This window comes from Algoriphagus aurantiacus (genome assembly GCF_035156405.1).
Classification (GTDB): domain Bacteria; phylum Bacteroidota; class Bacteroidia; order Cytophagales; family Cyclobacteriaceae; genus Algoriphagus; species Algoriphagus aurantiacus.
In genome coordinates this window covers 36,934-50,541 of record NZ_JAXRUT010000014.1, presented here as the reverse complement: position 1 = coordinate 50,541, position 13,608 = coordinate 36,934, and the positions used below count along the sequence as shown (strand labels likewise).

At 40.3% G+C, this 13,608-nt stretch carries 11 protein-coding genes; all 11 read left to right on the top strand.

Going from position 1 to position 13,608, the window contains the following annotated elements; genetic code table 11:
* Window positions 1-10 precede the first annotated feature (10 nt).
* Entirely contained in the window at window positions 11-1,051 is a 1,041-nt protein-coding gene (locus SYJ56_RS14550; RefSeq protein ID WP_323835287.1) for an adenylate/guanylate cyclase domain-containing protein, read from the top strand.
* A gap of 44 nt (window positions 1,052-1,095) precedes the next feature.
* The gene (locus SYJ56_RS14545) at window positions 1,096-2,100 is read left to right on the top strand and encodes a radical SAM/SPASM domain-containing protein (RefSeq protein WP_323835285.1); all 1,005 of its coding nucleotides are present in this window, start codon (window positions 1,096-1,098) and stop codon (window positions 2,098-2,100) included.
* Between the two features lie 290 nt (window positions 2,101-2,390).
* Window positions 2,391-4,970 (top strand): SLBB domain-containing protein, encoded by a 2,580-nt coding sequence (locus SYJ56_RS14540; RefSeq protein WP_323835283.1) that lies wholly within the window; start codon window positions 2,391-2,393, stop codon window positions 4,968-4,970.
* A complete protein-coding gene (locus SYJ56_RS14535) occupies window positions 4,970-6,037 on the top strand; it encodes an exopolysaccharide biosynthesis protein (RefSeq protein WP_323835281.1) in 1,068 nt (355 codons plus the stop codon). Before SYJ56_RS14540 ends, SYJ56_RS14535 begins: the two co-directional genes overlap by 1 nt.
* A gap of 13 nt (window positions 6,038-6,050) precedes the next feature.
* Entirely contained in the window at window positions 6,051-7,340 is a 1,290-nt protein-coding gene (locus SYJ56_RS14530) for an oligosaccharide flippase family protein (protein ID WP_323835279.1), read from the top strand.
* Complete coding sequence (locus SYJ56_RS14525; RefSeq protein WP_323835277.1) at window positions 7,324-8,259, top strand: glycosyltransferase family 2 protein; 936 nt, start codon at window positions 7,324-7,326, stop codon at window positions 8,257-8,259. Before SYJ56_RS14530 ends, SYJ56_RS14525 begins: the two co-directional genes overlap by 17 nt.
* Complete coding sequence (locus SYJ56_RS14520) at window positions 8,250-9,659, top strand: O-antigen ligase family protein (RefSeq protein ID WP_323835275.1); 1,410 nt, start codon at window positions 8,250-8,252, stop codon at window positions 9,657-9,659. The genes SYJ56_RS14525 and SYJ56_RS14520 overlap by 10 nt, the downstream gene beginning before the upstream one ends.
* A 136-nt stretch (window positions 9,660-9,795) precedes the next feature.
* Window positions 9,796-10,539 carry a class I SAM-dependent methyltransferase gene (locus SYJ56_RS14515; protein WP_323835273.1) on the top strand — a complete coding sequence of 248 codons (744 nt, stop codon included), beginning with the start codon at window positions 9,796-9,798 and terminating at the stop codon, window positions 10,537-10,539.
* Window positions 10,540-10,656: 117 nt separating this feature from the next.
* A complete protein-coding gene (locus tag SYJ56_RS14510) occupies window positions 10,657-11,565 on the top strand; it encodes a class I SAM-dependent methyltransferase (protein WP_323835271.1) in 909 nt (302 codons plus the stop codon).
* Complete coding sequence (locus tag SYJ56_RS14505) at window positions 11,565-12,383, top strand: class I SAM-dependent methyltransferase (protein WP_323835269.1); 819 nt, start codon at window positions 11,565-11,567, stop codon at window positions 12,381-12,383. The genes SYJ56_RS14510 and SYJ56_RS14505 overlap by 1 nt, the downstream gene beginning before the upstream one ends.
* 99 nt (window positions 12,384-12,482) lie before the next feature.
* Complete coding sequence (locus SYJ56_RS14500) at window positions 12,483-13,601, top strand: glycosyltransferase family 4 protein (RefSeq protein WP_323835267.1); 1,119 nt, start codon at window positions 12,483-12,485, stop codon at window positions 13,599-13,601.
* The last annotated feature ends 7 nt before the right edge of the window (window positions 13,602-13,608 follow it).

Sequence of the window (13,608 nt, the reverse complement as noted above, 5' to 3'; positions counted from 1 at the left end):
TCATTAAGCTATGTCTAAGATACTTGTAGTAGACGATGAGGCAGACTTAGAAGTCCTTATTACGCAGAAATTCAGGCGTAAGATTCGAACTGGGGAGTACGATTTTGTATTCGCCCTAAATGGTCGTGAGGCATTAGAGATATTGCAGCAGCAGCCAGATATCGACATGATCCTCAGTGATATCAATATGCCAGAAATGGATGGACTCACTCTATTGAGTAAGGTAAAGGAACAGAATCCCTTACTCAAAGCAGTGATTATTTCGGCCTATGGAGATTTGGAAAATATCCGTACAGCGATGAATCGAGGTGCATTTGATTTCATCACAAAGCCTGTTGATTTTCAGGATTTGGAGATTACTATAGAGAAGACACTTCAGCATATTAATCAGATCAAATCAACCCTTATCGCCATGAGGGAAAATAATATCTTGAAAATGTATGTTGATGAGAATGTTCTCAATTTCATGGTAGGTAAAGAGTCTGAAACCTCACTGATGGAGAATGAAACCGTGAATGCGACGGTAGTTTTTGTGGATTTGGTTGGTTTTACAAAGATTTCAGAAAATGAGGAGCCAAATGTCGTGGTGCCTTTACTAAATGAATATTTTGATCTTATGGTGCGTGAAATTATTGACCAAAAAGGAGCTGTGGACAAATTCATTGGAGATGCTGTGATGGCAGTTTTCAAAGGGCCAGATCAAATGGAGAGAGCAATCAGGGCCAGTGTAGCGATCCGTGATAAAATGAACGCAATGCCTATGTACTCTGAAAAGTCCAACTTCAGTCCTAAGGTATCAATTGGATTGAACTCAGGAGAAATGGTCTCAGGAAATATTGGTTCTCAATCCTTGAAAAGATTGGACTACACTGTGATTGGAGATGTGGTAAATATCGCCTCTAGACTCCAGCATGCTGCTAGTCCAGGGCAAATTTTAATGCTTGAAAAATGTGCAGCTGAGATTGGTCACTTATTCACATTTCAAAAATTGGGAGAAATCACGCTAAAAAATAAAGCCAAACCTGTCTCAGTCCTGGAAGTGGTAAAATAGTCTTCGCCATTGCTTCTTCCTATTTCTATTCCGTACTTGACCCGGTGAAAAATACTCTGATCACGGCAAATGCATTCTTTCGTCTTCTGACTTTTCAGAAAATCATCAACTACGCTTTATTGGCTGGTTCATTTCAGCTTTCCCGGATTATACAAGAACCAATTCTGTGGGGCAAACCTACTACGCTGTCTATAGAACCCACCACCAGTTGTAACCTACGATGTCCTGAATGTCCCTCTGGATTGCGGGCTTTTTCCCGAGACACGGGAATGCTTCAAGAAGAACAATTTAAGAAAATCATTGATCAAGTTCGGGGACACCTTACCTGGCTGCATTTATATTTTCAGGGAGAACCATTTCTGAATCCACGCTTTTTGGAGATGGTCAATTATGCTGATTCAAAAGGCATTTTCACCTCCACTTCTACCAATGCGCATTATTTACAGGAGAAGCAAGTAAATGAAGTCCTTCAAAGTGGACTGAAACAACTGATCGTCTCTATGGATGGGATCACACAGGACATTTATGAAAAATACCGAGTAGGTGGTAATCTTGAGAAAGTGCAGAAGGGAATCAAATTACTTTTATCTGAACGAAAAAAGTCTGAACAAAAATTCCCTCGTGTGGTGGTGCAGTTTCTGGTCACTGGACAAAACGAGCATCAACTTTCCGAATTAAAACAGTGGGCGAAAGAAATGCAGGTCGATGAATTACAATTGAAGACCACGCAGATCTATGATTTTGAAAATGGCTCCGAGCTTATCCCTTCTGGATTAGGATATTCCAGATATGTGCCTGTCGGAAACGGTAAATGGAAGCTTAAGAAGAAATTGGAAAACAAATGCTGGCGAATGTGGCAAGGAGCTGTAGCTACCTGGGATGGAAAGATAGTCCCCTGCTGTTTTGACAAAGATGCCGAATATGTCATGGGTGAATTGAAATCCCAATCCCTAGCTACAATCTGGTCCTCACTGCCCTATCAAAACTTTAGAAAACAACTGCTTAGCGACCGCAGTAAACTTGAGATTTGTAGGAATTGCACAGAGTGACTATCTGTGTAGGGAAGCGAGAACTCAGGTTTTTGGAACTATATTTGGTAGAATTAAGAAATTCATGGATTTTTAACCTGGACTATGCATTAGGATTCGTAACGAGGGTTCAAACTGCAAGAAAATCAGTCACTTTGGAGATCGAGTCGTAGCACCGCTACGGTGAGAGCGAAAAGTGAAGCATAGCGACTGATTTTGAGGCGGTTTGAAGCCGTAGTAGATTTGCTAATGCATAATGCGGGTTTAATCTCCATATTTGTTCTTGAATCACCTGGGACTACATTTTCTATATGATATCAATTATACGATTCTCTTACTTTTTCATATTTCTAGCCTTTTTAGGGCTCACGATTCCTCAGACTTCCGCACAGGAAATAAACGAGGCAGATAAAATCAAAGTCGATGAACTTTCAGATGATCAGATTCAGAATTTGCTAGATCGAGCCTATGATGCTGGACTCACAAAATCTGAGTTTCTCAAAGCCCTCGAAGTGCAGGGAATGCCTCTAAGCGAGGTAGCGAAGATGAGAGCAAGAATTGACGAAGATGAAGCAGACTCCGGCCGAAGCACAAAACTATCCAAACGGGATGCACGTGAGCAGGTTGATATGGATGAAATTGCCCTTGGTATGTTTCAATTTTCAGATGTTTCTTCCAAAAAGCCTGATGGAAATGAAATATTTGGTTCATCACTTTTTTATCAACGGAACAGGCGCTTGAGTTTTGAGCCAAGTCTGAACCAAGCCACCCCTAAAAGCTATATCCTAGGCTCGGGAGACTTGATTTACGTAGATATTTATGGGCAATCCGAACAATATTATGAAGCCACTGTCAATCCAGATGGATTTGTTCTTCTGGATAATATCGGTCCTGTCTCCGTGTCAGGAAAGTCGATAGAGGAAGCTACTGGAATTCTGAAAAATAGAATTGGGAAGTACTATTCTGGTCTTCTTGGGAATAATCCCAATACTTTTCTCCAAGTGACATTAGGGAATGTAGGCTCGATAAAAGTTAATATTTTAGGTGAAGTCAGATTGCCAGGTACATTTACACTAAGTGCATTTTCCACAGTCTTCAATGCCTTATACGCAGCGGGTGGCCCCAATGAAAATGGCTCCATGAGAAAAATCAAGTTGGTAAGAAATAATAAGCAAATCGCGGAGATTGATGTCTATGATTTATTGATTAATGGCACTGCCCTACTTGACCTGAAGCTTCAGGATCAAGATGTTATACTGGTGCCTCCATTTCTTTCCCATGTGAAAATCAAAGGTGAAGTAAAGCGCCCGATGATTTTTGAGGCAGCAGAAGATGATACATTCACAGACCTATTGCACTATGCTGGAGGATTTACTGATCAGGCATTTAAAAATCGAGTGGCCATTTCCCGAATCACCGGAAATCAACGCTCTGTGTCTGATGTTTATCAGAATCAATTTGATATGTTCATCCTCAAGGGAGGGGATGAGATCACTGTTCAGCGAATTCTTGATCGCTATTCCAATCGTGTTCAGATCAAAGGCGCTGTATATCGAGAAGGCACATTTGCTTTGACCGAAGGTCTTACTCTTTCCCAATTGGTGAAAAATGCGGAAGGGCTTCGTGGGGATGCTTATACTACTCAGGCAAGTATTTTACGGACTAGAGACGACCTAAGCACAGAAATGATTCAGGTAAATCTTCGGGAAGTTTTGGACGGTAGTATTGCTGATATTCCGCTTCGACGCGAAGATGTAGTCCGAATAGCCAGTATTTATGATATCAATAACGAGGAATATGTTCAGATACTAGGTGAAGTGAAGAAGCCGGGAGTTTATCCTTATTCCGCCGAGATGAAAGTGGAAGATCTGATTGTAATGGCTGGAGGATTTCAGGAATCTGCAAACTCGCAGGATATAGAAATAGCCAGAAGGCTAGAAGATTCTGACTTGGGAACCTTGGCGGATATCATTCCAACTCAGGTAAATCCAGACTTGGGTTATAATCCAAATTCTCCCTCTCTTGTTCCATTTGACCAGGTAATAGTAAGGAAAAGGGCAAGTTTCACTATGCAGAAGTTGACTGCCGTAGAGGGCCAAGTTAATTCACCTGGCATATTTGCAATTCAAAGTAGTGCAGAGCGAATCTCGGACCTAATCAAACGTGCTGGAGGGCTCAATCAATTTGCTTATGCCAAAGGAGCAACTTTAATTCGTCGTACAGAATTTTTCAACACCGAATCTGAGCAGCTTCGTCGTCAGAGAAATTTGGAAGGTTTGCGAATGAAGCTTGCCGAAGACCCAAGCAATTCAGAGGCACAAGCTGACTTACTTCAGCGCTTATTAACTGACTTTCCACAAGCTGTATCTGCAGTAGATAATCAATTGGCACAAACCAAAAAAGAGTCTTTGGATCAAATAGCCTCTGAAACACCTGGATTTGCAGTGAAGCTAAAAGAAACAGAGGCTGTTGCGATTGACTTGGTAGAAATTCTGAAAAACCCTGGCTCTGAAGATGATCTCCTGCTGGAAGAAGGGGATATCCTTTCAGTTCCCAAGTTATTTCAAACCGTGAGAATGAGAGGAGATGTCGTTTATCCTACTACCCTTAGACATGAGTCGGGACGCAGTTTGAGATACTATATCAATGGTGCAGGTGGTTTTGAGCGTAGAGCTAATAGAAAGCAAACTTATGTAGTCTATGCTAATGGGGCGGTAAAACGAACTAAAGGATTTCTAGGCATCAGAAATTATCCTCCGGTAGAGCCTGGAGCTGAAGTCATAGTACCAACTAAAGGGCCGAGAGTACCGCTACGTTTAGGTGAGGTGGTAGGAATAACTACCGGATTGGCGACTTTGGGTTTAGTTATCTCACAAATCAACTGGCAGTAATGGCTGGATCAAAGCACTTTACGGATAATCAATTTACGATCAAAGAAGTCATTCAAACCTTCTCTGGTTGGATTGCTTATTTCATTTCCAAATGGAAAATTCTGCTTCTAGCCGGCTTGCTGGGCATAGGTTTAGGAGCTTTGGTTTCAATCTTTAAAAAACCCATTTTCATTGCTACTACTTCTTTTGTACTGGAAGATGGAGATTCAGGAGGTATGGGGCAAATGTCAGGCTTAGCTTCATTGGTAGGTGTAAATCTGGGCTCAATGGGTGGAACCAGTGGACTTTTTCAAGGTGACAATATCATGGAGCTCTACCGGTCTGACCGCATGCTTGATGAGGCTTTGTTGAGTCCTTTTGATGAGGATCAACTTTTGATAGACCGCTTTATTGAATTTGAAAAGATTGATAGAAAATGGTCCTCGAAAGTGGATATTGAAGCAATGGATTTCTCCATTCCCAGAGAAAGCTTTACCGTATCCCAGGATTCTGTGGTCAAAGAAGTCGCCAAACTCATACGCGAAAATCAACTATCTGTGGCTAAACCAGACAGGAAGTTGACAATAATTCAAGTATCTGTTCTATCAAAAGACGAAGCTTACGCTAAAGCATTCAATGAGCACTTGGTGGAAAACGTAAATGAATTTTACTTAGAAACTAAGACAAAAAAGACCAGCGAAAATCTGGCTATCCTACAATCTCAGGCAGATAGTGTTCGCAAGCTATTGGATGAAAGCATTGGAGCTTTTGCCTCAGCAACTGATCGGGTTCCCAATGCAAATCCCCTACTTTCGTCAGCCACAATAGATTCTCGAAAGAGGCAGATTGATGTGCAGGCTACAGGTGCAGTATATGAAGAAGTGGTCAAAAATTTGGAAATAGCCAAAGTCAATCACCGGAATAATTCTCCCCTGATTCAGATCATCGATTCACCAAGGTTTCCTCTTGAAAGATCTGAAATCCGTTTAGTGAAAGGAATGGTTTTGGGATGTATAATCGTAGGCTTACTTACACTATTCGCACTTTATTTCCGCCGATTATATCAGAAGCATGTGCAGGAAAGCTAAACTATAAGCTGGCATGCTAGAGAAACTCGGCCTTATTCCTATCAGCGACATTATCAAGAATAAATCAATTCAGAATTTTTTGTTTCTGGCGATTATTCAGTCATCCAATGTGTTGATTTCCATCATTTCTATGCCTCTGCTGATCCAGGGAATCGGAGTAGATCAATTTGGACTGGTTAATCTGGCACTTTCTGTTATAATCTTGCTGAATATCATGGTGGGATTTGGCTACAATCTAAGTGCACCACGAGAGGTTGCTGTCAACCAGAATGATAAGACCGCACTTTCCCACCTTCTCTCTAATATTTTTTCTGCCAAACTTCTGCTTGCCTTTCTAGCCACTTTTATGATTCTGGTAGGGGTGTTTGGACTAAATCTTTTCAAGGAGTATGCGCTGATTCTAGTTTATTCCGTGCTGCTGCTGTTTTCTGAGGCCACATTACCACTTTGGTTTTTCCAAGGGATGGAGAAAATGAAACTCATCAGCATTGCCAACATATTCAGCAAATTACTTTTCCTGATGGGCATTTTATTGTTTATCCACAGTCCCGAACTGAGCAAATGGGTAAATTTTATGATGGGATTTTCCGGGTTGCTTATCAACCTGTTCTTGCTCACTTATATTCACACCTTCTTGCAGATTCGATTCTACAGGCCGCAATTTTCAGCGATTTGGGCAAGTTTGAGAGAGAATATATTATTATTCTTCAGTAACCTCACGGGTTTTATATCTGTCAATGGAGGGCTAATTATTTTTAGCTTTTTTGCCGGGGCAGAGACATTAGGTATGTACAGCCTGGCCGAGCGGGTGGTGATGGTATTGCGACTTTTCCCCGCAATGATTATTCAAGCGATATTTCCGAATGCCTCCAAACTTTATAAAAAAGATGACCGCTCTTTCCATAGGTTTTTGAGACTAGTATATATCAGAGTCCTACTTGGTGGAGCGGTGATAGCGACCTTAGCTTATCTCACAGCGCCGTGGGTAATTCGCGTGTTATCCAGATCGGAATTAAGTGAATCGGTCACGTACTTGCAGCTTTTGTCTCCCCTTTTATTCCTTTCATGTCTAAACATCCCGAATATTACCATGATGCTGGTGGCAGATTTAAAGCAACTGCTATTTAAAGCCAGCTGGATGATGTGCCTTTACATGATCATCGTGACCTCTATTCTTACGTATCTTTATCAAGGCATTGGACTTTGTTTGGGTATTCTTTCCACGGAAGTTGTAGCCTATATTATCTGCATGGTACTTTTGTATAAGCGAAATCGTAAACTTTTCCATGGTTTTTACTCCTGATCCATCTGTCGCGATTATTCTGGTGAATTGGAATGGGTATGCTTTCACTGCTGATTGCCTCAGGTCACTCAGAATGGTCGAATTCCCAGACTTCAAAATCATTTTAGCAGATAATGCTTCCGAAAATCAGGAAGGGCGAAGATTGAAAGCTGAATTCCCTGAAATTGATTTAATCCAAAATAAATCCAACTTAGGATTTGCTGGAGGGAACAATGTGGGTATCAGGAAAGCTTTGGAAGATGGGTATTCCCATGTGATGTTGCTGAATAATGATACGCTGGTGGAACCGGATTTTTTGGGTCAGATGATTCGAAAATTCAAGGGAAATCCTCTGCTTGGAGTAGTACAGCCGTTAATTTTCTTCCTGAATGATAGGAAAAAAATATGGAGTGCCGGTGGGCAGTGGAATAAATTGTTTTGCAGGGCTATCACGCGTGGAGATAGAAAATACGCTAAAGAATATCTGGCAGAGGACCAAAAATTGGATTGGGCTACTGGCTGCTGCATGCTGATAGCTAGAAAAGCCCTACTTGATGCAGGCTTACTTAATGAGGGATACTTCGCCTATTTCGAAGACGTAGAATGGTCTTTACGCTTTCGGGAAAAGGGTTTTGAAATTGAATTGGCAGCTGATGCCATGATTTATCATGAAGCTGGGGCATCTTCCAAGAAAAAACACGCCGAAGGAACTTTGAGCTCTACTGTATTTTACTACCATGTTCGGAATCAATTTTACCTGATTCGAAGCCAGGCTAGTGCACCACAGGTACTAGTTGCTGCATCCTATCATCTTGCCCGATTTTCCCTTTGGATGGGCTATTTTTGTGTCAGAGGCAGATTTCAAAAGCTGAAAGCAGTAGCCAGAGGAATCAAAGATGGCTGGACCTTACCCCTCCAAAAAGCAGAACTATGGCATTGATCTTTTTCCTAATGATTGCATTTTCTGTAGCTGCTGGATTTTTCTGGACAGTTCAGCAAATGGTTTTCAAAGGAAAATGGACCTATTTTGTCTTCTTCTTAGCGGCTTTTCTCCCATTTTATATCACTTCGCTCAGTGTGGCCTTTTTGGCTACCAGATCACCGCTTATTGTCAGTTTATTTCAGGTCAGCAAAGAAGTAATAGTGCTTATTGCAGGTTTGGTTTTTGTTATTTACCAAAAAAAACTGGTTAACTATCCATTTCGCCTTCAATCCACCGATTGGTTTATGTTGGCTTTTATAGGCTTATCAGTGCTATTTCTTTTTCTTCCTATAGGTCAGGCAAGTTTTATCAACAAAGCATTATACTTCAAGAGTATATTGATCCCTAGCTTGGTTTATTTACTGGGCAGAAACACACAGTTTGGTGACTTCGAGCTGAAGCGCCTATTTCAGATCATATTTGTAATAGCTATCAGCGCGTTTCTGGTGAATTTGGTGGAGCATTACCTCCTTAATGCCCACTTACAGCAATTTACAGGCTATGCCTTATTCAATGAGGTGATCAATAATATTGAGCCGCAGGGGAACTATAACTTAACGTGGACTTTTGAGACCACTGCCGCCATGAAACGACTGGGCAGTTTCTTCTCTGACCCACTTGAGCTGGCTAGCTCAGTATTGATGGGGTTTTCAGCTGGACTTATTTGGTTTTTGACTACAGAGAGGGCACATCAATGGAAGTATCTGTTGGTGATGCTGTGCTGTATCGGAAGCCTTGTCTTTGCTTCTTCCAGAGCTTCATTTGTGGCGTTTTTCCTTATGATATTTTTTATTGCCTTGGTTTTTAAGTTGTATAAATTGATTGGCTTTGGCTTCTTAAGTTTGTTGTTGTTTGTGGTTTATGTGCTCATCTTTGCTTCGGAGGACTTTTATTTCTTTGTTGTGGATACACTTACTCTTGCTGATACATCTAGTATAGGGCATGTGGTAGAGTGGGTGATGGCATTGGATTCCATGATTGCCAATCCACTGGGAATCGGTCTGGCTATGAGTGGTAATTTTGGCAGTGTGACCGATGAACTGCGTGTAGGTGGCGAAAATCAGTTTTTGATCTACGGGGTACAATTAGGCTGGATAGGAATGATCCTATACATTGGCACACTCTTCTCAGGTATTCGCAATTCCATCTTTGTGTTCAAAAATTCAGACAACCTGAATCTAGCGAGGATGGCCTTTGTAGCAGGAACTGTGAAAGCAGGATTATTGCTTCCATTATTTACCGCCAATGTAGAAATCTACACTTACGTTTCATGGATTTCCTGGTGGATGGTTGGTCTGAGTGTGCGCGAATATTCTAGAATCCAACTGGAGGGCAATAGCAATGAAATAGTAATTTAATTTTATGATCTTATATAGAAACTGTCCAATCTGCGGATCTGAACGCCTCAAGGGATTTGCGATAGATACGCAAAGAAAAGGACCCCATATATCGAGAGTTCAATGTTTGAAATGCAAATTGGTTTTTGCCAATCCGATGGCAGATAGTCAGGAATTGGCTGACTATTACACCAATTATTATGAAAAAGATCATTATGAGGCGGTTGATTATAAAAACCTTATTCTAACTCATTTTAACCGTATTGCAGGTCTAAAAGATTACGAAATAAAAACGGAATCTAGATTTCTAACTAACTTGGCAAGTGGATCCAAATTCTTAGACATTGGTTGTGGAATGGGTATGGGTTTGGCTTATGCCAATCAGCTAAAGTGTAAGCTTTATGCAACAGAATTTGATACTGGCGCTTTGCAATTTGTAAGGGATCATTTTGCCGTAGAGACATTTCAGGGAGATATTTGGGATGCTAGCTATTCAGATAACTATTTTGATTTTATCCATATTTCTCATGTGATTGAACATGTACTAGACCCTAAAGCTTATATCTTAGAAATGAAGCGAATCCTAAAGCCAGGAGGATATCTGGCAATAGGGACCCCAAATATGTCCAGCAACCTATACCGCTTTCATCGCTGGTCGAAATTACTAAGAATGAATGTTCCAGATGTGATCGATGGACTTGAACACACCTTTATATTCCCTAAAAATTTGCTAAGAAATCTATGCGAAGAACAAGAATTGAAGGTAATTGATCATTATACCCACAATTTCGGGGAGAAACTTATTAATCTTATCAGCTATAAAATGCCTTTAAAGAATAAATTGAACAGATTAGTCCAGAATGCATTTCAGGTAAATCAGTGGATCGTATGCAAAAAATAGAACTTAGGTGATCAGTTCATCACTTCAGAAAGTTAGTGGAGGATTATCTAATACCTTGTGCAATTGGCAATTTTTAAGTTATAGTTTTGTGGTTTCGATTTGCCTCAATATTGCTCGATGAATAACTGTGAAGTATGTGGATCAACTCAATTAATGTCTTTCCAAGCGAAAGAGAGAATGTTTGGTCTCAATGATACCTTCGAATACTTGGAATGTAATTCTTGCAAAGGCCTATTCCTGAAGAGTATTCCTGAAGATCTGGGAAAATATTACCCAGCCAACTATTATTCCTTTGGCGAGTACGTGAAGAGTAATCCTCTGTCCCAAGCATTGAAAAAACTGCGGTATGACGCATTTAAATTGGGAATTTCTTTGAGGTCTCCGAATTATTTTGACTGGCTTTCTCAGTTAAAAGCTAATAAGCAAAGTAAGATTGCGGATATTGGCTGTGGCAATGGGCAGCTTTTAGCAGAACTATCCTACTGTGGATTCAATTCTCTTCATGGTTATGATCCGTTTCTGGCTAAAACAACTAATTCAGAAGGGTTTTCATTAAGAAAAGTAGATTTTTTTGAAATTGAAGAGAAGTATGATTTAGTCATGTTCCATCATTCCTTTGAGCATATTCCTCATCCAAATGAACTTTTTAAAAAGCTTGTTCAAATATTAAATCCTGGTGGTGAAGCTTTGATTCGAGTTCCCGTTACGGATGGAAAAGTGTGGCTGGAAGAAAGGGAATTTTGGTTTCAGTTAGATGCTCCCCGACATTTGTTTATCCCTCACACAAAATCCATGAAGGTACTGGCTGAGAGATTTGAACTCGATCTTTTTAATATTTCTTTTGATAGTTTGGATAGCCAATTTTGGGGAACTGAGCTCTATAAAAGAGGGAAACCTTACATGGGGGCTAGAGTCGAAGAAGAATTTAGTAAAGATGACTTAATCAATTTTAAAGAAATGGCGACTCAATACAATGCGAATAGGATTGGGGATCAAGCTTGTTTCTATTTTAGGAAAGACGCATAATGGAATACTTTAAATCACTGGAAAGTGAACTACGTGAAAAATCAAAGCCAGGCTCCAATGACTTGGAATACTTTGAATTTCATAAAAACAGATTCAAAAGATTTGATCAATTCTTGGATTCTCTCGCTCATAGAATGCCAAATTCCTCGGCTAGCCTTAATGTATTGGAAATAGGAAGCCATTACCTCCACACCTCGCTCCTTCTTGCAAATCGCTCCTATACGATTGATGCCATGGATGTAGATGAATTTTGGCAGCTTGATTTTGTGAAAGAAAGAGCAGAAAGATATGGGTTGAATGCGATCATAGAAAATGATATTTCAAGACTTAAGCCCTTTCGGGATGTGCAAGACAAATATGATCTAGTGGTGTTTACGGAGATTCTGGAACATATCACCTTTAATCCCATCCAATTCTGGAAGCAAATCTATCAAATTTTAAAGCCTGGAGGATTAATCTATATTTCTACACCAAATGCCTTTGCCCTGCCAAATTATGTACGGGCTATAAAAAATTCCATAGGATTAAAATCAATAGGGATTACGGTAGATGATATTTTCTCTAAAGTAACTTATGGCCATCACTGGAAGGAATATTCAGCAAATGAAATTAAAAAGTATTTTAAAGCCCTGTCTCCGGACTTTGACGTGGAAGTGAATCCGTACAAATACAAGGTCTATGACCTCAAGCCTCCCTACCTTATGTTTAAATTACTTTCCAAAATTGGCAATATGACTAATATTTTTGCCGATGACTTGGAAGTGATAGTCCGTTTAAAGAAGAAAACTGCATGGGGCATTGAAGATCCTCACTATTGATTTAATCACCTATTTTTTATAAAATCCTTCTTTCAAGACTTGGCAAGGTTTTTTAGGAGAAGAAGTGAAACCTCATATCTTTGAAGTAAAGACTGAATTTTGAAAGTACTCCTCGATCTACAATATCTCAATGTCGCCACCACTGGTATAAAAACCTATATGACGGAGCTGGCAAATGCAGCATTGACCTATCCACATCCTGATATTGAATGGGTTTTCTCACACGATCCTGAAACCCAAAGTGCCGACCAGTCTTACAAAGTGCCGCAATCCAAAATCCAACGATTGAATTATCACCTGGATTATTTTCGGTGGAAGGAGTTTCAGTTGCCTGATTTGGTAAAAAAACATCAGCCGGATGTCTTGATTTGTCCTGATTTTGTTTCTCCAGCAGCGAGTTTACGTTGTCGCAGGCTGACTGTCATACATGATGCATTCTTCTGGCAAATGCCACAGAATTATCCCAAGTGGTGGAGAAAGTACTTTCTCAGCCTGATCAAAAAAGGCCTAAAGGAAGATACCGAAATCATTACCACTACCGAGTATTCCCGAAAATCCCTTTACAAATACCTGAAGAGAATATATCCGATGACTGTAATCCACCAAGCTCCAAAAAAGCTGCTTGAAGGGGTTGATACTACATTTTTGGAAAATCACGGACTTCTAAAACATCAGTATTTTCTTCATATTGGTACTTTTGATAAACGAAAAAATCTGCCTTTACTCATTCGGGCTTTTGCGGATTTTTTGAAAAAAACTAACTCCGAATTTAAGTTAGTATTGGCAGGAGGTGCTGGGCAAAGTGTTCAGATGAATGATAAACCCGTGGTTGATAGACTGGTTTCTGAGCTTCAGCTCAATGATAAAATCATTTTGCCTGGTTATATAAGTGACGCGCAGGTAAAAGCCTTATATGAAGGCGCGTATGGGTATATTTTCCCCTCTGAAAATGAAGGGTTCGGAATTCCTATCGTAGAAGCGATGGCATTTGGTGTGCCGGTGATCCATTCAGATCAGCCGGCTTTGATGGAAGTTGCCGAGGAAGCTGGACTTTCTTTCAAAACTGGGGATCAGCAAGATTTGACAGAAAAAATGATACTTTTGAGCGCTGATAATCGTCAGGTTGCAACCATGATAGAAAATGGAAAAGTGCAATCCCAGAAATTTTCGGCCCAGAAATTTATAGAGGGATTTCATGATGTAATCCTGAGGCATTAACAATCGC

Bases quoted from the DNA above. Each gene is read 5' to 3' on its own strand.
- SYJ56_RS14550 (WP_323835287.1), top strand. From the start codon at position 11: ATGTCTAAGATACTTGTAGTAGACGATGAGGCAGACTTAGAAGTCCTT.
- SYJ56_RS14540 (WP_323835283.1), top strand. From the start codon at position 2,391: ATGATATCAATTATACGATTCTCTTACTTTTTCATATTTCTAGCCTTT.
- SYJ56_RS14535 (WP_323835281.1), top strand. From the start codon at position 4,970: ATGGCTGGATCAAAGCACTTTACGGATAATCAATTTACGATCAAAGAA.
- SYJ56_RS14530 (WP_323835279.1), top strand. From the start codon at position 6,051: ATGCTAGAGAAACTCGGCCTTATTCCTATCAGCGACATTATCAAGAAT.
- SYJ56_RS14525 (WP_323835277.1), top strand. From the start codon at position 7,324: ATGGTTTTTACTCCTGATCCATCTGTCGCGATTATTCTGGTGAATTGG.
- SYJ56_RS14520 (WP_323835275.1), top strand. From the start codon at position 8,250: ATGGCATTGATCTTTTTCCTAATGATTGCATTTTCTGTAGCTGCTGGA.
- SYJ56_RS14515 (WP_323835273.1), top strand. From the start codon at position 9,796: ATGGCAGATAGTCAGGAATTGGCTGACTATTACACCAATTATTATGAA.
- SYJ56_RS14510 (WP_323835271.1), top strand. From the start codon at position 10,657: ATGAATAACTGTGAAGTATGTGGATCAACTCAATTAATGTCTTTCCAA.
- SYJ56_RS14505 (WP_323835269.1), top strand. From the start codon at position 11,565: ATGGAATACTTTAAATCACTGGAAAGTGAACTACGTGAAAAATCAAAG.